A 23,023-nucleotide genomic window follows, 5' to 3' on the forward strand; every position below is an offset into this window, starting at 1 on the left:
AAATAGAGGGGGCCCAATCACTCAGGACTGGGCCCCCTCTATTTTTTTACTCCTTTACCGCTTCCTTTAAGCGTATGACAGTATCGGCATCCGGTGTAATATAAACGGTCTGCTGCTGGTCATAGATTACGAACCCGGGCTTGGAACCATTCGGTTTCTTAACATGGCGAACCTGTGTGAAATCAACGGGCACTGAACTCGATTGCTTTGCTTTACTGAAGAAAGCTGCTAATACGGCGGCCTCTTTTATTGTTTTTTCACTTGGCGATTCATTTCGAATCACAACATGTGAGCCGGGTATATCTTTGGTATGAAGCCATATTTCATCACGGCGTGCAAACTTGTTCGTTAAATAATCATTTTGTTTATTATTCTTCCCGACAAAAATGAGATCTCCATCCGTAGCATAATATGTTTCAAGCTGCGGTTTTGCATTTGCAGGTTTTTTCATGCCTTTTTTCTTTTTTTGCCTAATGTATCCTTCTTCCTGAAGTTCTTCCCGAATCTCCTCTATATCCCTGGGTGACGCTGATTGGAGCTGCTGATGCAAGGCTTCGAAGTAGGTCAATTCCAATTTTGTCTTTTCGATTTGTTCTTGGACGACTCCGACTGCATTTTTGGATTTTTGGTATCTTGAGAAGTACTTTTGTGCATTATCTGACGGATTTTTTAATGGGTCAAGCGGGATGGTGACCATACTCTGTTCTTCATCATAATAATTGACGACTTCTATTTCCTTCATGCCTTTTTTCATTTGATATAGATTAGCTGTAAGCAGCTCACCGAACAACTGATACTGTTCACCGCGTTCCGTATCTTTCAATGTACGTTCGAGCTTGCCGATTTTTTTTGAGTTCTTTTCGATTTCATTAGTAATGAAACGTTCTACATCCTGGCTCTTTTGCTTAACCCGATCTCTTTCTGCCTTTCCGAAGTAATAGCGGTCGAGCATCTCGCTCAATGAAGAAAACGTACGTTGATTCCCAGACAGATGCTCTAGTGAAAGCATATAAAAAACTTCTTTATTTCCATCTTGTTTGATCGTGGCAGCATATTTCCGTTCCGTGATTTCCTGGATAATCTTTAAAAAGGCTGTTGGAAGGGTCGTGCTGTTGGCAAGTCCGGCCCGGTAGACGGCTTCCTTTGCAACTAATGGTGAAACCCCTGAAAAATGGGCAACAAGCTGTCGATCCAGCTTTCCTGCATTGAAGTCAATATTCTTCCTGATATCGTCCTCGGTAGCCTTGAAGGGATCATTCTTTTCCTGTGCGGGTGGAGCCTTATACTCCTGGCCCGGCAATATCGCCCGATAACTGTTGACGGCATGTGAAACATGCTTAATGCTGTCCAAAATCATATTTCGTTCTTTATCTACTAAAACAATGTTGCTGTGTCGCCCCATGATTTCGATGATTAACTGCTTTTGAGAGACATCGCCAAGCTCATTACGGCCCTTCACTTCAAAAATGATCATCCTATCAAGTTCATATTGATAAATGTTTTCTATCGTATAGCCTTCGAGGTGCTTCCTAAGAAGCATGCAGAACATGGGTGCCTCTTTGGGATTTTCATAACTTTCTTCGGTCAATTGCACCCTCGAAAAACTTGGATGGGCTGATAATAAGAGCTTATGGTTCTTACCTCCAGCACGAACAACCAGTATTACTTCATTTTTATAAGGCTGATGTACCTTATTGATTCGTCCACCTTCTAATAAAGAAGCGATTTCTTCCGTCATCGCTTTCGTAAATAATCCATCAAATGACATTCTATTTTTACTTCCTTTACATAAGATTTTCTAAGAACTCATTTTTGCCGGGCGTTATAAATGCATCACGGCTGCCCATTTTCCTGATAGTGAATACAAAATTGGTCCATTCATCATGATTACAATTCGTTCATTCAAAAAATTAACCGGATCGTTCTTCTTTCCGCAATTCTGTTTAATTATAGCATTATTTTGGACGAGTCTGAATAATCATGGAAGAAGAGCAGGTTGTTTTATGTATCGGTAAGCAGGCAGGTGTTGGAAGAGTAAAGCAAAAAGCGCCTGTTGAGATGTATACAGGAGCCTATTTCATTCTATTCAAAGGGATGTGTGATACTTGATGGAGTTCAGGGAAATGAATAATCAAGAAATGGAGAAAGCGCTTCAAACAAACGTTACACACGGTTTGGACGATGATGTAGTAAAGGACAGGCTGCGAAAGAATGGTTTTAACGAATTGAAGGAAGGAGAAAAACAGTCAGCCATTCTTTTATTTTTCGCCCAATTCAAAGATTTCATGGTCATAGTTTTACTTGCCGCGACATTGGTTTCCGGGATATTGGGTGAATATATCGATGCGATTGCCATCATGGCGATTGTTTTTTTGAATGGATTACTTGGTTTTTTCCAAGAACGGAAGGCAGAAAAATCCTTGGATGCCTTAAAGGAAATGGCTGCACCGCAAGTTAACGTGCTTCGAGATGGCCAGTGGATGAAAATCCCATCGAGAGAAGTGGTTGTTGGGGATATCCTGAAGTTTTCGAGCGGTGACCGTATTGGTGCCGATTTACGGATCATCGACCATTCAAGCCTTGAAATAGAAGAGTCGGCACTTACCGGCGAGTCACTCCCGGCCGTTAAATGTTCTGATCCATTGATGAATGAGGTTGAAGGTATCGGTGATCAGGAAAATATGGCGTTTATGGGAACGATGGTGACAAGAGGGAATGGAGTCGGAATCGTGATCGCTACTGGAATGAATACGGCGATGGGAAAGATTGCGGATCTCCTGCAGACTGCGGAAACAAAAGAAACACCGCTTCAACGGAGGTTGGAGCAGCTAGGCAAAATTTTGATCGTCACGGCCTTAATATTAACTGTAATCGTAGTCCTGACTGGTGTCATTCAAGGACATGACCTTTATACGATGTTTTTGGCCGGGGTATCTCTGGCTGTTGCGGCGATTCCCGAAGGCTTGCCGGCCATTGTGACCGTAGCCTTGTCTTTAGGTGTTCAGCGTATGATCAAACAAAAAGCGATTGTCCGTAAGCTTCCTGCCGTAGAAACGCTTGGCTGTGCAACAGTGATTTGCTCAGATAAAACAGGTACACTGACACAAAACAAAATGACGGTGACGAAGGTTTGGAGTGGAGGAAAAACTTGGGATGTCGGCGGTACTGGTTACAATCCGGTCGGAGAATTTTCTATAGATGGAGTTTCAGTTGCCCCGAAAAACCATAATGCCTTGCTTCAAATAATTACATTCGGCATGCTCTGTAATAAAGCAGAGTTAAAGGAGAATGGTAAACAATATATTCTAGACGGTGATCCGACAGAAGGGGCGATGTTGGTCGCGGCAATGAAAGCTGGATTGACGAGGGAACACCTATCTAAGAGGTTTACGATAGTAAAGGAGTTTCCATTTGATTCGAGCCGCAAAATGATGAGTGTCATAGTGAAGGATGATAAAGAGAATCATTTCGTTATCGTAAAAGGTGCCCCGGACGTATTGATTGCCCAGTCCGACACGATTCTTTGGGAAGGAAGGTCGGAAATATTAAATCGGGAGAGCAAGGAAAGGGTGCAACAGGACATGAATGGGCTTGCTTCGCAGGCACTTAGAATGATTGCTGTAGGTTATAAACCACTTTCAAAAGGAACGATTTTGCTGCATGAAACCGAAGCTGAGCGTAATTTGACCTTCATGGGACTTCAGGGCATGATCGATCCCCCGCGTCCGGAGGTGAAACAGGCAGTTAAGGAATGCAGGGACGCCGGGATCAAAACTGTCATGATTACAGGCGACCATGTGATAACTGCAAAGGCAATTGCTAAAGAACTTGGAATTTTAAAAGGAAAAGACCGTGTACTTGAAGGACGGCAATTGGCGGACATGGAAGTCGGGGAACTTGAGGAAGTTGTTGAAACTGTTTCGGTATTTGCCCGAGTTTCCCCGGAACATAAGTTGAAAATCGTAAAAGCCTTGCAAAATAAAGGACATGTCGTTGCAATGACAGGGGATGGTGTCAATGATGCCCCTGCGATAAAATCAGCGGATATTGGTATATCCATGGGCATCACGGGGACTGATGTTGCTAAAGAAGCTTCTTCCCTGATATTGGTTGACGATAACTTTGCCACAATAAAATCGGCCATTAAAGAAGGCAGGAATATTTACGAAAACATCAGGAAGTTCATCCGTTACCTGCTTGCCTCCAATGTTGGGGAGATTTTGGTCATGTTTTTTGCGATGCTATGTGCCTTGCCATTACCATTGATACCAATCCAGATCTTATTCGTAAACCTTGTAACCGACGGACTGCCCGCGATGGCATTGGGCCTGGATGCCGCAGAAGAAGATGTAATGAAAAGAAATCCAAGAAATGCCAATGAAGGTGTTTTTGGAAGGGGGCTTGGCTGGAAGATCATCTCACGCGGTTTTCTGATAGGGGTTTCCACATTGATTGCATTTTATGTTGTATATCGTGCAAATCCGGATAATCTTGCTTATGCACAAACGATTGCTTTCGCTACCTTGGTCTTGGCTCAGCTTATACATGTATTCGATTGCCGAAGTGAACGTTCGATCTTCTCGAGAAATCCATTCGGTAACCTTTATCTAGTGGGGGCGGTACTTTCCTCCCTATTATTGATGGTAGCCGTCATGTATGTGCAGCCTTTACAAACCATCTTTCATACGGTACCGATTTCGGGAAGGGATTGGCTATTAGTAATAGGAATGGCATCCATACCAACTTTTTTACTGGCTGGAACCTTTTTAGCAAGAAAAGCACAGTGATATATGGTATAATCTTTAAGGTGGTAGAGTCTTGCTCTATTGCCTTTTTATTTTTGTGGTATTTTATTTGTAAGCTAATGTTTCCGTACTTTAGCTAATATATAATGAATGTCAAAAGGCCAAATTACTACATTATGTTTTGATAGGATGTGGAACCATGGTTACCAGTATGACGGGCTATGGAAGAGAAGAAGCGGAAAACGAACAGGTCAGGGTTTTTGCTGAAATCAAGACCGTTAACCATCGTTTTTGTGAATATACGATTCGAATGCCGCGCCAGCTTTTGGTTTTGGAAGAAAAGGTGAAAAAGAAGGCGAATCAATACATAAGAAGGGGACGGGTGGAAATCTTCATAACAGTGGAAGGTGAGAGCCTGGTTTCCAAAAAGGTGAAGATCGATTGGGATCTTGCTGATCAATATGTGGGATTGATGGATGAAGTCAAGGGAAAATACAATCTGGAAAGTTCAATTACATTACAGGATATGCTGCAACTTGAATCGATTTTCATGACGGAAGAAGTACCTGTGGTTCCTGCCGATTTGGAATCCCTTTTAATGAAGGCCGTCACGGGGGCATTGGAAAATCTGAAAAAAATGCGGGATCTCGAAGGTCAGGAACTTGCCTCGGACATGAAACGCCAGCTTGAAAAGTTTGGTGAGATTGTAGCAGGAGTCAAAATGCATGCACCTTCAGTCGTCGAAAAATATAAAGCCCGATTGGAAATCAAACTGGCCGAGTTGACTGATGGTTTGATTGAAGATAGCCGTATTGTGACAGAAGCGGCCATTTTTGCAGATAAATGTGATATAAATGAAGAACTGACCAGACTCGATAGCCATTTACAGCAATTTTCAAGGACCCTTACCCATAGTGAACCAATTGGGAGGAAACTTGACTTCCTTGTCCAGGAAATGAATAGGGAAGTCAATACGATTGGATCAAAGGCAAATGATTCGTCCATTACGAAAGATGTGGTGGAAATGAAAAGTTTGCTTGAAAAATTAAAGGAACAGGTTCAAAATATCGAGTAGTCGGTTTATGATGAACCTAACAAGGTGACAATAGATATGAATGGGGGACAAAAATGTCAATTAAGCTCATTAATATTGGTTTTGGGAATATCGTTTCCGCGAACCGGATCGTATCCATCGTGAGCCCTGAATCGGCTCCGATAAAAAGGATCATCCAAGACGCCCGAGATCGCGGATCCTTAATAGATGCTACATATGGCAGAAGAACCAGGGCCGTTATAATTACAGACAGCGACCATGTTATCTTATCTGCCGTTCAACCGGAAACGGTTGCTGCACGGCTACAAGATAGAGATGACAGCGTAGAAGAGGGGTAACTGAAACAATATGAGAGAAAAAGGTTTATTAATCGTTTTGTCCGGACCATCCGGTGTTGGTAAAGGAACTGTTAGGAAGGCGATTTTTTCTCAGCCAGGAACGGCATTCGAATATTCAATTTCGATGACGACAAGGCTGCCTCGCCATGGTGAAGTGGACGGAGTGGACTATTTCTTCAAAAAACGCGAGGAATTCGAAGCACTGATCGAAGAAGGCAAATTGCTGGAATATGCTGAGTTCGTCGGTAATTATTATGGAACACCCGTGGATTATGTCCGTGAAACAATCGATTCCGGAAAAGATGTATTTCTGGAAATAGAAGTTCAAGGAGCTAAACAGGTCCGGGAGAAGTTCCCTGAAGGACTTTTCATTTTCCTTGCTCCTCCGAGTTTGACCGAACTCGAAAGCCGCATCGTTACTCGCGGAACCGAGACGGAGGAAGCGATAAAAGGACGGATGAAAGTGGCCAAGGAAGAAATAGAACTTATGGATCTGTATGATTATGTTGTTGAAAATGATCATGTGGATGCCGCATGTGCTAGAATTAATGCAATTGTAATAGCCGAGCATTGCCGTCGGGAAAGAGTTGCTGTTTTATATAAAAAAATGCTGGAGGCGGAATAAATTATGTTATATCCATCAATTGATTCTCTATTACTTAAAATCGATTCAAAATACTCACTTGTATCAGTGGCAGCTAAGCGTGCCAGGGAAATGCAAATTAAAGATAATTGCCTCATAACGAAACCGGTTTCCCATAAATCAGTAGGTCGTGCCCTTGAAGAGATTCATTCCGGTAAATTGACTTACGATAATTCTTACGAGGAAAACTAAAAGAACACATAGCTTGACCTATCGGGCCTGACACCCTAAAGCAAACAGGAGCGTTACATTTGGAAAGTGCTTCCTTTCTGCGGCCAAGGTGTCAGGCCTGTTTGTTTTGATTTTTTTAAAGTAATGTTTGGGGGAATCCATAGGTTATTGCGAATTTCAAATGAAATTTCTTCGGTTTTCCGTCATAATTAGAAAGAATAGAATGTATAGTTAGGGGAAATTTGCATGCTTATCGATAAAAAAGTACTTCTTTGTGTCACCGGCGGGATTGCTGTATATAAGGCTGCTGCCCTGACAAGTAAATTAACTCAGGAAGGTGCGCATGTTAAAGTGATCATGAGTGAATCAGCACGTAAGTTCGTGACGCCGCTCACCTTTCAAGCACTTTCGAGAAATGATGTGTACACAGATACTTTTGATGAGAAGGATTCTTCAGTCATTGCCCACATCGACTTGGCTGATTGGGCTGATATCATCCTGTTGGCTCCAGCTACAGCCAATGTCATTGGCAAAGTAGCCAATGGAATCGCGGATGATATGATCACGACCACCCTATTGGCAACGGAAGCACCTGTTTGGGTTGCGCCGGCAATGAACGTGCACATGTACGCACATCCAGCGGTTCAGAAAAATATGGAGACACTTCGGTCGTTTGGATATCAATTCATTGAACCGGGTGAAGGGTATTTGGCCTGCGGATATGTAGGGAAAGGGCGATTGGAGGAACCTGAAACAATCGTAGAACATCTTAATCGATATTTCAATGAACGCAAATTACAGCAACAGCCTCTTAAAGGAAAGAAATATTTAATCACGGCAGGACCGACACGTGAAGCGATTGATCCGGTGCGTTTTGTGACGAACCATTCCAGCGGCAAAATGGGCTATGCCTTAGCCGAAGCGGCAATTGAAATGGGCGCTGAGGTAACATTGATTACCGGCCCAGTGAACTTGACGCCACCTCCCAAGGCCAGAGTAATACCAGTGGAATCAGCAGCAGATATGTATAATGCGGTATTCGATCAGTTCGCTGCCAGTGATGTCGTAATCATGACGGCTGCAGTGGCGGATTATAAACCGAAGGTCTATCATACTCGAAAGATGAAAAAGCAGCCAGGGGAAAATGTGATTGAATTTGAACGGACAAAGGATATTCTAAAGGAACTCGGTGAAAATAAAACGCATCAGATTTTGGTGGGCTTTGCGGCTGAAACGAACAACGTTGAAGAATACGCAAGAGGAAAATTGGTCAAAAAGAATGCAGATATGATCGTTGCCAATAATGTTACCGTTGCAGGGGCAGGATTTGGAACGGATACGAACATCGTGACCATTTACGATAAAGATGGAAGTGCGACCGAACTTCCAAAAATGAGTAAAGCGGATATAGCTAAAAGCATCCTGGCAGAAGTATCTCGCAAGCAAAAGGAATGATGTCTTATGGATATAGCATCCGTCATCGTGGATGTACCTGCTAAACAAACGGATCGAGAATTCGACTATCGCATCCCTGAAAAGTGGAACCAAGTCATCAAGCCCGGAATGAGAGTCATCGTCCCATTCGGTCCAAGAATGGTGCAGGGGTTCGTCACAGGCTTAAAAGCTAAAAGCGACTTTGCGAAATTACGCTTTATAAAGGAACCAATGGATTTGGAGCCCATCATCAATGATGAATTGCTTCAGCTAGGTGACTGGTTGACCAAGGAGGCGATGTGTTTTAAAATTTCAGCGCTACAGGCCATGCTTCCGGCAGCGATGAAAGCAAAGTATGAAAAAGTCATTAAAGTCGTTGAAGATAAAAAGGACCAGATCCCTCCCTCCATTCAAAACCTTTTCGGAAAAAATGATTCACTATCTTGGAAAGACGTGATTGAAGGAGAGAATGCCTCCCTGGTCCAAAAGGAAATGCAAAATGGCAATCTTGAGCTCGAATACAATGTGAAAAACCGACTTAACAAGAAGACGGTCCGAGTCATTAAATCTTTGCTTTCCCCTATGGAACTGAAAGAAATGGCATCAGCCATATCCAGCCATGCAAAAAAACAACAGGAACTCCTTCAATACTTTATTGAACATCAAGAACCCATCCCGTTAAAGGAATTGCTTGAATTGATAAACACATCAAGCGGTACCGTCAAATCCCTAGTTTCAAAAGGGGCCTTGGCTGAAATGGATCAAGAAGTATACCGTGATCCTTATGAAAACCGTGTGTTCGAAAAATCCATTCCCTTTACACTGACAGCTGAACAAGCCGCTGCATTAAAGCCGATCCAAGAGAAAATACATCATGATGAACATGATGTATTCCTTTTATATGGTGTAACCGGCAGCGGGAAGACGGAAGTGTATTTACAGGCAATTGCCTCTGTCATTGAAAAAGGGAAGGAAGCCATCATGCTTGTACCTGAAATCTCCTTGACGCCACAGACGGTGAAGAGGTTTAAGGAACGATTTGGGGAGCAGGTAGCTGTCATGCATAGCGGTTTATCCGTAGGTGAAAAATATGATGAATGGCGTAAAATTCACCGCAAAGAAGTAAAAGTGGTGGTCGGGGCGCGTTCTGCCGTGTTTGCTCCTTTTGAAAGCCTGGGGCTGGTCATCATTGACGAAGAGCATGAATCCAGTTATAAGCAAGAAGAAACACCAAGGTACCATGCTAGGGATGTTGCCATTGAAAGAGCAAAATCATATGGTTGTCCGGTTATTCTTGGCAGTGCCACACCTACACTTGAATCTTTTGCTCGAGCCAAGAAAAATGTCTATAAATTATTGACCCTTAGCCAGAGGATGAATAAAAATGCTTTGCCAGCAGTGGATATTGTAGATATGAGGGAAGAACTAAGAACGGGAAATCGTTCCATGTTTTCGGAGCTGCTCTTTACCAAGCTGAAAGACCGGCTTGAGAAGGGGGAGCAAACTGTCCTGATGCTAAATAAAAGGGGGCATTCTTCCTTTGTGATGTGTCGAAGCTGCGGATTGGTCATCAACTGCCCTAATTGTGACATTTCACTTACATATCATCGCTTTAATGATATAATGAAATGCCATTATTGTGGGTTTGAAGAGGGAATGCCTTCCGTTTGCCCTGAATGTGAAAGTGAACATATAAGGTTCTTTGGTACAGGGACTCAAAAGGTTGAAGAAGAGCTTGCAAAAATCCTGCCTGAAGCAAGGGTCATACGAATGGATGTTGACACGACGAGTAAGAAGGGTTCACATGAGCGATTGCTGAATGCCTTTGGTGAAGGAAAAGCGGATATATTGCTAGGCACCCAAATGATAGCCAAGGGCCTTGATTTTCCTAATATCACTCTTGTTGGAGTCCTTTCAGCCGATACGATGCTACATCTGCCTGATTTCCGTTCTTCGGAAAAGACATTTCAGCTGCTGACGCAGGTCAGCGGAAGGGCGGGACGTCATCAGCTTCCGGGAGAAGTGGTCATCCAAACCTATACGCCTGAGCACTACAGCATCGAGCTTTCTGCCCTGCAGGATTATGATGCTTTTTATGAACGGGAGATGTATCTAAGGAGGCAAAGTCATTACCCTCCATATTATTATGTTGTCCTTATAACCGTTTCACATGAAGATTTAATGAAGACGGTGAGTGTTACTGAGAAAATCACCAATTATTTAGGCTCGCGATTGAATCGGGATTCTGTCGTACTAGGTCCGGTTGCTTCGCCCATTAGTCGAATCAACAATAGATATCGCTATCAATGTCTGATAAAATACAAACGAGAGCCGGACCTGAATCAGCATTTACGCACACTTTTAGAGCATTACCAAAAAGAAACCGCTCAAAATCATCTGCAGATTTCAATAGATTTAAATCCACAGATCATGATGTAATTATTTTAGAGATGGATGATTACCGCGAGCTGTAACAGCTTGCGTTTTTATATAATGAAGTGTTGTTTTTCATATCTAGGAGGGTACCTTTAATTTTGGCTATTTTACCGATTGTTTTGTTTCCTGAAAAAATTTTACAACAAAAATGCGATAAAGTAACAAGTTTTGATAAAAAGTTGGCAAAGCTGTTAAATAACATGTATGAAACGATGGTGGAGGCGGATGGCGTTGGACTTGCAGCACCTCAAGTTGGCGTGAAAAAGCAAGTGGCCGTCGTTGAAATAGAGGAAGGATCAGGTGCAATTGAACTGATTAATCCGGAAGTGCTGGAATTGGAAGGAGAACAGACAGGTGTTGAAGGATGCTTGAGCTTCCCGAGTTTATATGGTGAAGTAGTGCGTCCTTTCCGTGTCAAAGTCCGGGCACAAGACCGAAAAGGATCTTATTTCGAGATAGAAGCGGAGGATTTCCTTGCAAGGGCCCTTCTACACGAAATCGATCATCTGCAAGGAGTCTTATTTACAAGTAAGGTTTCCCGGTATATTTCGGAAGAAGAGTTAGAAAGGTATGGAGAAGAATGACAAAAATAATTTTTATGGGTACACCGGACTTTTCGGTCCCGGTATTGAAAAGAATCATTGATGAAGGGTATGATGTGATCGCTGTTGTTACACAGCCAGATCGTCCAGTGGGCCGCAAAAAGGTGCTTACGCCGCCGCCAGTTAAAGTCGAAGCCGAAAAGCATGGGATACCCGTTTATCAGCCTGAAAAAATCCGGGAAAAAGAAGAACTTGAAAAAATCATTGCATTGAATGCTGATTTAGTGGTGACGGCGGCATTCGGACAAATTCTTCCGAATGAATTGTTGGATGCCCCTAAGTACGGTTGTATTAATGTACATGCCTCCCTGCTTCCTGAACTGCGTGGAGGGGCGCCAATTCATTATTCCATTTTACAGGGGAAAGAAAAGACAGGGATAACCATCATGTATATGGCAGAAAAATTGGATGCCGGTGATATATTGACTCAGGCGGAAGTTACTATAGAGGAAGAAGACAATGTTGGTACACTGCATGATAAATTAAGTAAGGTAGGATCGGATTTACTTGCGGAGACACTTCCGAAACTTATAAATGAAGAGTTACAGGCAATCAAGCAAGATGATGCTAAAGCATCTTTTGCGCCTAACATCAAACGGTCGGAGGAAAAAATCGACTGGTCGAAATCAGGGGAAGACATCTATAACCATGTACGCGGCCTGAATCCTTGGCCTGTTGCTTATACAACCTTAGACGGTTCCATTATAAAAATATGGCAAGTAAAGAAATTAGAAGCTGGCAAGCAGGCCTTGCCGGGCACGATCGTTGAGGTACAAAATGATGGTTTCATCGTTTCGGCAGGCAATGAGACGGCAATACTAGTAACAGAACTGCAGCCTTCAGGAAAGAAAAAAATGCCGGCGAAAGATTACTTGCGCGGAGCCGGATCGTTCATTAAAGCAGGCATGAAGTTAGGAGAACAGAATGAAGCAAACTAAAAAGGGAGTACGTGAAATCGCTCTCGATATTTTGGAATCTGTAGAGAAAAACCAATCCTACAGTAACCTATTATTGAACAACTTGATTAAAAAGCACCAGTTATCCGCCGTGGACAGCGGTTTGCTTACAGAGATAAGCTACGGTACCATCCAGAGGAAAATGACTTTGGATTATTTTTTGAACCCGTTTATTAAACAACCTAAAAAAACGCAAAGCTGGGTCATCAATTTACTTAGACTTTCCGTTTACCAAATGGTCTATTTAGATAAAGTGCCTGATCATGCAATCATTTTCGAGGCCGTAGAAATTTCCAAAAAGCGCGGACACAAGGGCACCTCTTCGATGGTCAATGGTGTGCTTCGTAATATTCAAAGAAATGGTGTTCCTTCTTTAGAGGAAATTAAAAATGATCTGGAACGGCTTTCCATAGAAGTGAGTCATCCTATTTGGCTGATCCAGCGTTGGGTAGAGCAATTTGGCTATGAAAAAACCAAGGAAATGTGTGAAATCAACTTAACTGCGCCATTACAGACAGGACGTGTTAACTTAAAAAAGATCTCACGCCGTGAACTGATCAGCATATTAACGGAAGAAGGATATGATGTTGAAGCGAGTGAAGTCGTTCCCGAAGCAATCGTCAGCTATAAAGGGAATCTTGCTCATTCAGAAAGCTATAAAATGGGGTATTTATCGATTCAGGACGAGAGTTCAATGCTAGTTGCCCATGCATTGGGTGCGAATGAAAATGATGCTGTGCTCGATTGTTGTGCTGCACCTGGAGGGAAAACGACCCATATCGCAGAAGGCTTGACCACAGGACAAGTATATGCACTCGACCTTCATGAACATAAGGTCAAGCTAATTAAAGAGCAGGCGGAGCGCCTAAAACTCAGAAACAATATTAAGACAATGGCCCTTGATAGCAGAAAAGTGCAAGAGCACTTTAATAAGGAAGGGTTTGACAGGGTCCTGATCGATGCACCATGTTCCGGGTTGGGAGTCATGCGCCGGAAACCTGATGTAAAGTATACTAAAACAAAAGATGATATAATGAAACTCTCAAGTATACAACAACAATTATTGGAATCGGCTGCCCCGCTTGTTAAGCAAGGAGGACGGTTAGTATATAGTACCTGTACGGTGGATAAAGAAGAAAATGACAAAGTCGCTGCAGCATTTTTGGAAAGCCATCCGGATTTTGAAAGCGATGCAACCTTGTCCACAAGAATGCCTGAAAGCGTTCAGCCATATATCGAGGGTCATACGCTGCAAGTTTTTCCGCAATATTTTAGCAGTGACGGATTCTTTATTGCGAGTTTTAGAAAGAAGGTGCTGTAATGGCAGAAATCACTAAATCATCTAGAGTAAGAAAAGACACGACACCAGAAAAACCATCGATCTACTCATTGGAGCTTCACCAAATTAAAGAATGGCTTCTTCAAAATGGAGAGAAGGCATTCCGGGCCGAGCAAGTATATGACTGGCTATATAAAAAGCGTGTCTCCAGTTTTGAAGATATGTCCAACCTTTCGAAATCATTACGGGATAAGTTGGAGTCGCAATTCACCTTCACAACATTGAAGACTTTGATTCAGCAAACGTCCAATGACGGAACGATGAAGTTTTTATTTGAACTCCAAGATGGATATTCGATTGAAACGGTGCTGATGCGTCATGAATACGGAAACTCCATTTGCGTGACAACGCAGGTAGGATGCAGAATTGGCTGTACATTCTGTGCTTCGACACTTGGCGGTTTAAAGCGGAATCTTGAATCAGGGGAAATTGTTGCCCAGGTCGTTAAAGTTCAGCAAGCACTTGATGAGTCGGAAGAGCGTGTTAGTTCCGTCGTTATCATGGGAATCGGTGAACCGTTTGATAACTACGATAATATGATGTCATTCTTGAAGAATATAAACCATGAAAAGGGCTTGAACATCGGGGCGCGTCATATTACCGTTTCCACAAGTGGAATCATTCCTAAAATCTATAAGTTTGCCGAAGAAAGCATGCAAATAAACTTTGCTGTTTCCCTTCATGCACCGAATACGGAATTGAGAAGTAAATTGATGCCGATCAATAAGGCCTACAAACTTCCAGACCTGATTGAGGCCATCAAATACTATACAGAAAAAACAGGCCGCCGTGTAAGTTTTGAATATGGTCTATTCGGTGGCGAAAATGATTCAGTGGAGCACGCTGAAGAATTAGCAGCTTTAATAAAAGGGATAAAATGCCATGTGAACTTAATACCGGTTAACTATGTACCGGAACGCAACTATGTACGAACACCTCGGGACCAGATTTTTGAGTTTGAAAAAACATTGAAGAAGCGCGGAATTAATGTAACGATCCGAAGGGAACAAGGCAGTGATATTGACGCAGCCTGCGGCCAGCTTCGGGCCAAGGAGCGCAAAGAAGAGACGAGGTGACCCTATGAGGGCAATATTTAAGACAGACCGTGGAAAAGTCCGCCAGCATAATGAAGATAATGGCGGAATCTTTAAGAACTCGGAAGGCGTTCGCCTTGCCATCGTTGCAGATGGCATGGGCGGCCACCGTGCCGGGGATGTAGCCAGTGCAATGACGATAGACCTTCTGAAAAAGGGCTGGGAAGTATCCACCGGAATCGAAACGGCAAATGATGCCGAAGATTGGCTTAAGCAGCAAATCTTCACGGTCAATCAGTTGCTTTTTGAACATGCAGAAGCGAATACGGAATGTAAGGGCATGGGGACCACCATTGTTGCAGCCATTTGCACCGACAAGTTTGCTACCATTGCCAACATCGGGGACAGCCGGTGTTATTTGTATAATGAGAGTGGTTTTAAGCAGGTCACGGAAGATCATTCACTCGTTAACGAATTGGTCCGTTCCGGTCAGATTTCGAAAGAAGATGCCGAAAACCATCCACGGAAAAATGTTTTATTACGAGCCTTGGGAACAGAAATGCAAGTGGAAATGGACATTATGACGGTCATCTTCGAAGAAAATGATTTACTATTGCTTTGTTCGGACGGATTGACGAATAAAGTGAGTGAACTGGAACTGGAAGAAACGGTAACCAATGCACAGTCACTTGAAGAAAAGGCGAATTCATTAATAGATAAGGCCAATCACTACGGTGGGGAAGATAATATCACTCTTGTGCTTGTTCAATTTACTGAAGAAAGTGAAAGCAGGTGAATTGAATGTTGATTGGCAGAAGGATCAACGGCCGTTATAAACTGATCCAGATGGTCGGCGGCGGCGGTATGGCTAATGTTTACCTTGCAAGGGATATGATCTTGGATAGGGATGTTGCATTGAAAATCCTTCGCATGGATTTTAATAATGACGAAGAGTTCATCAAGCGCTTCAATCGGGAAGCCCAATCGGCAACCAGTTTGGCCCATCCCAATATCGTAAGTATTTATGATGTTGGTGAAGAAGATTCCATCTATTATATTGTAATGGAATACGTTGACGGTTTTACACTTAAGCAATACATACAAAAATATTATCCAATTCCAGTTGATGAAGCCTTGGATATCATGAGGCAAATCACGGCAGCGATTTCCCATGCCCATCATAATGGGATCATCCATCGTGACATCAAACCACAGAACATTTTGATTGATAAGGAAGGAACCGTCAAGATTACGGACTTTGGGATTGCATTGGCCCTAAGTGCAACAAACATAACGCAGACCAACGCAGTCTTGGGTTCGGTTCATTATTTATCTCCGGAACAGGCCAGAGGCGGTATGGCCAATAAGAAATCGGACATTTATTCACTTGGCATCGTCATGTTTGAATTGTTGACGGGGAGATTGCCTTTTTCGGGTGAATCAGCCGTGTCGATAGCTCTTAAACATTTACAATCGGAAACTCCTTCGCCAAAACGCTGGAATTCTGAAATACCCCAGAGTGTGGAAAATATTATCTTGAAAGCGACAGCCAAAGATTCATATTACCGCTATGAGAGTGTGGACTCGATGGAGGATGATATACGGACGTCGCTTAATCCGGAGCGTTCAAATGAACTTCCTTTTGCGATTCCCGAAGATCATGATGCAACAAAAGCCATCCCCGTCATAACGGATGATCAGCTTTCAAGCATCGATGAGACAATCATAAGGGGTCCTGAAAAAAATACGTTAGTTTATGCGGATGATGAGGAAAGTGAATCAGAAGCAGAGAGTAATTCAAAAAAGAAACAGAAGAAACAAAAGAAACAGAAAAAACAAAAAAACAAGTCGGAACACAAAGGTAAAAAGCGAAAGAACATGCCTGCGATCTTGGTGACCACCTTTTTAGTTCTCGCACTGCTTGCTGTTTTATCTGTCACAGTTTTACCTCCCCTCCTTGTCTCGAAGGAAGTGACGATCCCTGACCTTAAAGGGGAAGAATTGGATGACGCCATTACTGAATTGCTTGAAATGGATTTGGAAATTGGAGAGACGATCGAGATTGAAGATGAAGAGGTTGAAGCTGGTCTTGTGATCAAAACCAATCCTAAGGAAGGTAAGACGGTCAAGGAAGGTGCAGTGATCGATATTTATCAAAGCGTTGGTAAAGAGACGATTTCATTGTCCAGCTATGAAGGTCGAGATTACTCTGATGTTAAATCCCTGCTTGAAAAAATGGGATTCAAAAACATAAGCGTTACTGAAAAATATGATGACAGTGCTCCCGGCACGATCATAGATCAATCTCCCTCGGGTGCCACTGAGGTCGTACCATCCGAAACGGAGCTTGAGCTGACGGTCAGTAAAGGGGCAGATCTGTTGAGCTTGAAGAACTTAACGGGGTTCAATAAAGCTGCCCTTGATGATTATTCCAGTGAAAGTGGAATAAAGATCGATGTCGAAGAAGAAATCTATGATGATTCCGTAGCGGAGGGGCTTGTCATTTCCCAGTCACCGGAACCTGCTACGAAGGTGGAAAAGGGCAGTACTGTGAAAGTGGTCATTTCAAAAGGGAAAGAAGAGATTCCGCCCAAGAGTGTAACGGAGGAAGTCAAAATCGAGTATGATCCGGTTGAGCCAGGCAAATCACAAAAAATCCAAATTTTCATCGAGGATATCGACAATAGCATGACGGAGCCTCAAGAAACATTCTATATATTGGAAGATGCGAAGAGAACGATCGAATTAATGGTTTCCCCGGATAAGAAAGCAGGATATAAAGTCATGCGGGACAATCAGGTCATCATTGACGAATCCGTCTCATATCCAGAATAAATTTAATAATTAGGAGTGTGGTTATGCCCGAAGGAAAAATTATCAAAGCATTAAGTGGATTTTATTATGTCCTTGATGGTGAAGAGGTCTATCAATGCCGTGGAAGGGGCCTGTTCAGGAAGAATAAGGTAACCCCGCTCGTTGGTGATTATGTTGTTTTTGAAGCGGAAAATAAAACGGACGGGACCGTGACCGAAATAAAACCGCGAAAGAATGAATTGATACGTCCGCAAATCTCGAATGTGGACCAGGCAATCCTTGTCTTTTCGGCAGTGGAACCTGATTTCAGTCCAGCCTTGCTTGATCGATTTCTCGTATTGATCGAAGATAACGAAATCGAACCGATTATCGTCGTGACGAAACTGGACTTGGTTACAGCTGAAAATCAAAAGAAATTGTCTCAGTATATCAAGGACTATCAGAAACTTGGCTATACTGTACTGGAGACATCTTCCGTTACCGCCGGAGGGATTGAAGAACTAGTGCCGTATTTAGAAGGAAAAACCAGTGTATTTGCGGGTCAGTCCGGTGTTGGGAAATCGTCTTTGCTGAATGCGATTAATCCGGAATTGGCTTTAAAGACGGATGATATTTCTTCCCACCTGGGACGCGGGAAGCATACGACCCGGCACGTTGAATTGATCCATATTGGCTCTGGACTTGTCGCGGATACTCCAGGGTTCAGTTCACTTGAATTCATGGAAATGGAAGCTGAACGGCTATCCTATTGCTTCCCGGAAATGCATAAGCATGGGGAAGACTGTAAATTCAGGGCCTGTCTCCACGATAAAGAACCGAAATGTGCAGTGAAGGAAGCGGTTGATTCCGGGGAAATTCCCCGTTATCGATACGAGCATTATATGCAATTCTTAGAAGAAATAAGAGATAGAAAGCCGAGGTATTAAAATGGTTAAAATCGCACCATCCATTTTATCAGCTGACTTTGCAAAATTGGGAGAAGAAATTCTTGATGTGGAAAGGGGCGGAGCGGATTTGATCCATGTGGATGTCATGGATGGGCATTTCGTGCCGAATATAACGATAGGCTCACTAATTGTTGATGCTATCCGCCCAGTAACGAAGCTTCCGCTTGATGTTCATTTAATGATCGAACAACCTGATCGTTATATCGAGTCCTTTGCGAAAGCGGGAGCTGATTATATAACTGTACATGTAGAGGCCTGCACACATTTGCATCGAACGGTTCAATTGATCAAATCTTTTGGTGTAAAGGCAGGCGTGGTACTTAATCCAGCCACTCCGGCTTCCTTGATACAACCTATAATCGAAGATATTGACATGGTATTGTTGATGACGGTTAATCCGGGTTTTGGGGGGCAAAAGTTCATTAAATCCGTTCTTCCGAAAATTGCCGAAGTGAAGGCGATGGCAGGAATGTATAATCAAAATCTCGAGATAGAGATTGATGGTGGAGTAAATGAAGAAACGGCTAAACTATGTATTGAACAAGGGGCGACAATCCTGGTGGCCGGTTCGGCAATATATGATCAGGAAGATCGACACGCAGCGATTCAAAAGATTCGGGGAAAGTGATATAAGCCGACACTATCATATTCATATGATGGTGATCGGCTTTTTTTATCAATTAAACTAAGGCACCTTGGATATGATTTTTATTTGGAAAAGGATGATTTCGATGATTATCAGTATAATGGCTGGAGGTCCGGAATGTTTTTGGCCGGATTTGACATGGTATAAGGAGAAGACAGATCTTTGGGTCGGGGTTGACAGGGGAGTATGGTCTCTGCTTGAAAAAGGTATCGAACCTAAGTACGGTTTTGGGGATTTTGATTCGGTTTCGGAAGGTGAATACGAAAAGATTGAGCAAATGCTGGAAGAAATCAATCTATATTCCTCGGAAAAGGATGAAACGGATTTAGAAATCGCATTTAAATGGGCAATGGGGCAAAAGCCAAGAGAAATTCACATTCTGGGCGCAACAGGGGGAAGAATGGACCATTTTCTCGGGAATATCCAGCTGCTCCAAAAAGAAAGTGTCCTCCCTCATCATGGTGATATGGATATATACATAGTCGATCGGCAAAATATAATCACAGTAAAGACAGCAGGTTCATATAAGGTCACTGCTTTGAAAGATAAGAAATACTTGTCCTTGCTCCCAGTAAACGCTGAAGTCACCGGCATTACTCTTTCGGGTTTCAAATATCCGCTGGACGGTGCAAGCTTGGAAATGGGTTCGACGCTTTGCATCAGCAATGAACTAATTTCCGAATCTGGGAATGTTTCATTTGAGAAAGGCATATTAATGGTGATAAGAAGCAGTGATTAAAATTCATGCTTAGAGCAGATTCGGATATAATTACGATCATCCTATATCCGCTTAAAAGCTTATGTTGTAATAGAAAAATTCCACTTCATCTTTAATTGTGGGATGCAAAGAGGAGGGGCATGATGAAATTTTATACGATTAAATTGCCAAAAGTTCTGGGCAGTTTGGTAAGGGCTATGCTCGGAGCGTTTAAAAAAGGCTGATACTTATCTCCATGACACCTCTCAAATTAAGGGAGGTGTTATTTTTTAGTTAAATAGGGCGGCCATCCATTAATGGGTGAAGGCATCCTTCTTGATGCAGACTGGACCTGGTCAAGGATTTGAAACCATCCCCATTAAATACCGGCCATTACAAGTAAAAAGGCATCCTAAGAGGATGCCGTAACATTATACGCGTTCTACTTTGCCCGATTTAAGAGCTCTTGCAGAAACGTATACACGTTTAGGTTTACCGTCAACTAAAATACGTACTTTTTGAAGGTTAGCGCCCCATGTACGCTTGCTAGCGTTCATTGCGTGAGAGCGGCTGTTACCAGAACGAGTTCTTCTTCCAGTGATTACACATTTACGTGCCATGTCAAATTCCCTCCTAACTACAACAAGCTTAAGTTTTTCGCAGTCGTCTTAAGTCTTTGTAAAATACTTTAATAATTTATCATACCTACCGCTAGAATGCAATACTTCAGTTAATTACTTTCAAGAAAAAAACCTTGACATACATACTTCAAAATTGAATTATATAGAGTACCGTAAGACATTTACTTTTAAAACCATAGACATTATAGTAAAATGTCTTTAGTTGACTTGATTTTTGGGAGGGAAAAGAAAATGTCTATCGAATTACAAACGAAGTATGGACAAATTGATATCTCTAATGAGGTTATCGCTACTGTAGCAGGCGGCGCAGCCGTGGATTGCTACGGAATTATAGGAATGTCTTCCAAAAAACAATTTAAAGACGGCATTGCCGAAATTTTAAGAAAAGAAAACTTTACTAAAGGTGTAATTGTCCGTCAAGAAGAGGAAGAAGTTCATATCGATATGTATATTATCGTAAGTTATGGAACGAAAATCTCGGAAGTTGCACATAATGTGCAATCAAAGGTAAAGTACACTCTGGACAAAACTGTAGGATTAGCTGTTGATTCCGTTAACATTTTTGTACAGGGAGTTCGTGTGACGAACCCTTAAGTATAGGAGGAAAGTTTTGTGTCAATTACAAGTTTGAACGGAAAGCGCTTTGCAGAAATGATCATTCAAGGTGCCAACCATTTAGCGGCTAATGCCCAAATGGTTGATGCGTTGAATGTTTTCCCTGTTCCGGATGGAGATACAGGAACGAATATGAATTTATCGATGACTTCGGGAGCGAAGGAAGTGCAAAATAACGTCCAGGAACACATCGGAAAAGTGGGTGCGTCGCTTTCAAGAGGATTGCTTATGGGCGCACGCGGCAATTCGGGAGTTATCCTTTCGCAACTGTTCCGCGGTTTTGCTAAAGCGATTGAACATAAATCGGAAATCAATAGTGAAGAATTTGCCCAAGCTTTTGAAGCAGGGGTTCAGACAGCTTATAAAGCCGTTATGAAACCTGTTGAAGGAACCATTTTAACGGTTGCAAAAGATGCAGCCAAGCAAGCGGTTTCATCAGCAGCAAAGCATATAGACCTAATTCAGGTAATGGAAGAAATCGTTACGGAGGCCAATGCTTCATTAAAACGCACACCTGATCTTCTTCCAGTCTTAAAAGAAGTGGGTGTCGTTGATAGCGGGGGGCAAGGGTTGGTGTTTGTATATGAAGGTTTCCTTGCTGAGCTGAAAGGTGAAGCCCTTCCAGTCCGATCCGCTAATGGTCCAAGCATGGATGACATGATCAGTGCCGAACATCATATGAATGTACAAGGACATATGAACACGGAAGATATCGTGTTTGGCTACTGTACGGAATTCATGGTCCGGTTGGAAAGTGAAAAACTTGCCAATCAATCATTTGATGAAGAAAAATTCAGAAATGATTTAAGTGAATACGGAGATTCTTTACTAGTCATCTCAGATGATGAAGTCGTCAAAGTACATATTCACTCTGAACAGCCTGGCACCTGCCTGAATTATGGACAGCAATATGGTAGTTTAATAAAAATGAAAATCGATAATATGCGTGAACAGCATACTGCGATTGTAGGTGAGACGAATACACCGCTTCAAACTAAACCGCCCACCAAAGAGAAGTACGCTGTAGTGTCAGTGGCGATGGGCGCTGGCATCAGCGAATTATTCAAAAGCATCGGCGCTAAGTCCGTCATCGAAGGCGGGCAAACGATGAATCCTAGTACGGAAGATATCGTTAAAGCTGTCGAAGGGGCATATGCAGATCATGTGATCATCTTGCCTAACAATAAAAATATCATCATGGCCGCCAATCAGGCTGCAGATGTACTTGGGGATCATGTGACTGTCATTCCAACGAAAACAGTACCACAGGGAATGGCTGCATTGTTGGCTTTCAACCCTTCACTTGATGCCGAAGAGAATAAAAAAGCGATGATCGAAGCCCTTTCGCATGTGAAAACGGGCCAGATTACTTATGCTGTCCGGGATACCAACATTGACGGTCTTGCAATCGAGACCGGGGACTTCATGGGAATTGCTGAAGGCACCATCAAGGTGAAGGATAAAGACATGACTCAAGCGGCAAAAGATCTTCTTTCCGATATGATTGACGAAGATTCAGAAATCCTTACCATTTTATATGGTGAAGATGCCACTGCTGAAGATGTCGAAAGTCTTGTTGCGTTTTGTAATGAGAATTTTGAAGACGTTGAAGTTGAAGTCCATAATGGGAAACAACCTTTATATTCTTTCATTTTTTCAATTGAATAAGTAGAGAACATGAAAATAAGGGAAACCTATCCGTCATAATGTTTGGAGGATCCCGAAAAAAATAAAAGGCAATAAACTGCATATGTCATTAGGCTATGCAGTTTTATTTTGGCTGTTTTCACATACTTTGTTGCTATTTACCAGGAGGGGTGGTTGATTTCCCCTCCAGATGCTCGCTTTCCGCGGGGCGGGCGGTGAGCCTCCTCGGCGTAAACGTCTGTGGGGTCTCACCTGTCCCGCTGC

22 protein-coding genes are annotated in these 23,023 nt (G+C 42.7%); 20 read left to right on the forward strand and 2 right to left on the reverse strand.

The window, feature by feature from the left end; genetic code table 11:
* Positions 1-46 precede the first annotated feature (46 nt).
* Entirely contained in the window at positions 47-1,768 is a 1,722-nt protein-coding gene (locus tag AC0VX1_RS08060) for an Rqc2 family fibronectin-binding protein (RefSeq protein WP_475470672.1), read from the reverse strand.
* A 212-nt stretch (positions 1,769-1,980) separates the two neighbouring features.
* Here AC0VX1_RS08060 and AC0VX1_RS08065 point away from each other — a divergent pair, with 212 nt between their 5' ends.
* From AC0VX1_RS08065 to spoVM, 18 genes are all read left to right on the forward strand, one after another.
* A complete protein-coding gene (locus AC0VX1_RS08065) occupies positions 1,981-2,109 on the forward strand; it encodes a hypothetical protein (protein ID WP_262869245.1) in 129 nt (42 codons plus the stop codon).
* Complete coding sequence (locus AC0VX1_RS08070; RefSeq protein ID WP_413021529.1) at positions 2,109-4,787, forward strand: calcium-translocating P-type ATPase, SERCA-type; 2,679 nt, start codon at positions 2,109-2,111, stop codon at positions 4,785-4,787. The genes AC0VX1_RS08065 and AC0VX1_RS08070 overlap by 1 nt, the downstream gene beginning before the upstream one ends.
* Before the next feature lie 157 nt (positions 4,788-4,944).
* Positions 4,945-5,820, forward strand: a complete 876-nt coding sequence (locus AC0VX1_RS08075; protein ID WP_475470675.1) for a YicC/YloC family endoribonuclease — start codon at positions 4,945-4,947, stop codon at positions 5,818-5,820.
* Between the two features lie 53 nt (positions 5,821-5,873).
* A complete protein-coding gene (gene remA, locus AC0VX1_RS08080) occupies positions 5,874-6,137 on the forward strand; it encodes an extracellular matrix/biofilm regulator RemA (RefSeq protein ID WP_034313813.1) in 264 nt (87 codons plus the stop codon).
* A gap of 10 nt (positions 6,138-6,147) precedes the next feature.
* The gene (gene gmk, locus AC0VX1_RS08085) at positions 6,148-6,762 is read left to right on the forward strand and encodes a guanylate kinase (RefSeq protein ID WP_034313809.1); all 615 of its coding nucleotides are present in this window, start codon (positions 6,148-6,150) and stop codon (positions 6,760-6,762) included.
* A 3-nt stretch (positions 6,763-6,765) separates the two neighbouring features.
* Positions 6,766-6,972, forward strand: a complete 207-nt coding sequence (rpoZ, locus tag AC0VX1_RS08090; protein ID WP_101224607.1) for a DNA-directed RNA polymerase subunit omega — start codon at positions 6,766-6,768, stop codon at positions 6,970-6,972.
* Positions 6,973-7,197: 225 nt separating this feature from the next.
* Positions 7,198-8,406: a bifunctional phosphopantothenoylcysteine decarboxylase/phosphopantothenate--cysteine ligase CoaBC gene (coaBC, locus tag AC0VX1_RS08095; protein WP_475470678.1), complete on the forward strand. Its 1,209-nt coding sequence runs from the start codon at positions 7,198-7,200 to the stop codon at positions 8,404-8,406.
* A gap of 6 nt (positions 8,407-8,412) precedes the next feature.
* Positions 8,413-10,824, forward strand: coding sequence for a primosomal protein N' (gene priA / locus AC0VX1_RS08100; RefSeq protein WP_475470680.1), 2,412 nt, complete (start codon positions 8,413-8,415; stop codon positions 10,822-10,824).
* Between the two features lie 95 nt (positions 10,825-10,919).
* Entirely contained in the window at positions 10,920-11,405 is a 486-nt protein-coding gene (gene def, locus AC0VX1_RS08105) for a peptide deformylase (RefSeq protein ID WP_098184662.1), read from the forward strand.
* A complete protein-coding gene (gene fmt, locus AC0VX1_RS08110) occupies positions 11,402-12,361 on the forward strand; it encodes a methionyl-tRNA formyltransferase (RefSeq protein ID WP_475470683.1) in 960 nt (319 codons plus the stop codon). The genes def and fmt overlap by 4 nt, the downstream gene beginning before the upstream one ends.
* Entirely contained in the window at positions 12,348-13,700 is a 1,353-nt protein-coding gene (gene rsmB, locus AC0VX1_RS08115; RefSeq protein ID WP_475470684.1) for a 16S rRNA (cytosine(967)-C(5))-methyltransferase RsmB, read from the forward strand. Before fmt ends, rsmB begins: the two co-directional genes overlap by 14 nt.
* Entirely contained in the window at positions 13,700-14,794 is a 1,095-nt protein-coding gene (rlmN, locus tag AC0VX1_RS08120) for a dual-specificity RNA methyltransferase RlmN (protein ID WP_034313788.1), read from the forward strand. Before rsmB ends, rlmN begins: the two co-directional genes overlap by 1 nt.
* 4 nt (positions 14,795-14,798) lie before the next feature.
* Positions 14,799-15,548, forward strand: a complete 750-nt coding sequence (locus AC0VX1_RS08125; RefSeq protein ID WP_034313784.1) for a Stp1/IreP family PP2C-type Ser/Thr phosphatase — start codon at positions 14,799-14,801, stop codon at positions 15,546-15,548.
* A 5-nt stretch (positions 15,549-15,553) separates the two neighbouring features.
* Positions 15,554-17,587 carry a Stk1 family PASTA domain-containing Ser/Thr kinase gene (gene pknB / locus AC0VX1_RS08130; RefSeq protein ID WP_063576900.1) on the forward strand — a complete coding sequence of 678 codons (2,034 nt, stop codon included), beginning with the start codon at positions 15,554-15,556 and terminating at the stop codon, positions 17,585-17,587.
* 23 nt (positions 17,588-17,610) lie between these two features.
* Positions 17,611-18,492 carry a ribosome small subunit-dependent GTPase A gene (rsgA, locus tag AC0VX1_RS08135; protein ID WP_053534359.1) on the forward strand — a complete coding sequence of 294 codons (882 nt, stop codon included), beginning with the start codon at positions 17,611-17,613 and terminating at the stop codon, positions 18,490-18,492.
* Between the two features lies 1 nt (position 18,493).
* Entirely contained in the window at positions 18,494-19,141 is a 648-nt protein-coding gene (gene rpe / locus AC0VX1_RS08140; RefSeq protein ID WP_098184658.1) for a ribulose-phosphate 3-epimerase, read from the forward strand.
* 103 nt (positions 19,142-19,244) lie between these two features.
* Positions 19,245-19,898: a thiamine diphosphokinase gene (locus tag AC0VX1_RS08145; RefSeq protein ID WP_063591674.1), complete on the forward strand. Its 654-nt coding sequence runs from the start codon at positions 19,245-19,247 to the stop codon at positions 19,896-19,898.
* Positions 19,899-20,020: 122 nt separating this feature from the next.
* A complete protein-coding gene (gene spoVM, locus AC0VX1_RS08150; RefSeq protein WP_034313769.1) occupies positions 20,021-20,101 on the forward strand; it encodes a stage V sporulation protein SpoVM in 81 nt (26 codons plus the stop codon).
* A gap of 186 nt (positions 20,102-20,287) precedes the next feature.
* Here the strand turns inward: spoVM and rpmB are convergent, their stop codons facing one another.
* Complete coding sequence (rpmB, locus tag AC0VX1_RS08155) at positions 20,288-20,476, reverse strand: 50S ribosomal protein L28 (RefSeq protein WP_034313767.1); 189 nt, start codon at positions 20,474-20,476, stop codon at positions 20,288-20,290.
* A gap of 252 nt (positions 20,477-20,728) precedes the next feature.
* Here rpmB and AC0VX1_RS08160 point away from each other — a divergent pair, with 252 nt between their 5' ends.
* Together AC0VX1_RS08160 and AC0VX1_RS08165 are read left to right on the forward strand one after the other, a co-directional pair.
* A complete protein-coding gene (locus AC0VX1_RS08160; protein WP_034313762.1) occupies positions 20,729-21,091 on the forward strand; it encodes an Asp23/Gls24 family envelope stress response protein in 363 nt (120 codons plus the stop codon).
* An 18-nt stretch (positions 21,092-21,109) separates the two neighbouring features.
* Positions 21,110-22,780: a DAK2 domain-containing protein gene (locus AC0VX1_RS08165; RefSeq protein WP_034313758.1), complete on the forward strand. Its 1,671-nt coding sequence runs from the start codon at positions 21,110-21,112 to the stop codon at positions 22,778-22,780.
* Positions 22,781-23,023: the final 243 nt, after the last annotated feature.

It is taken from the genome of Peribacillus sp. QJM3NY_7, from assembly GCF_056173225.1.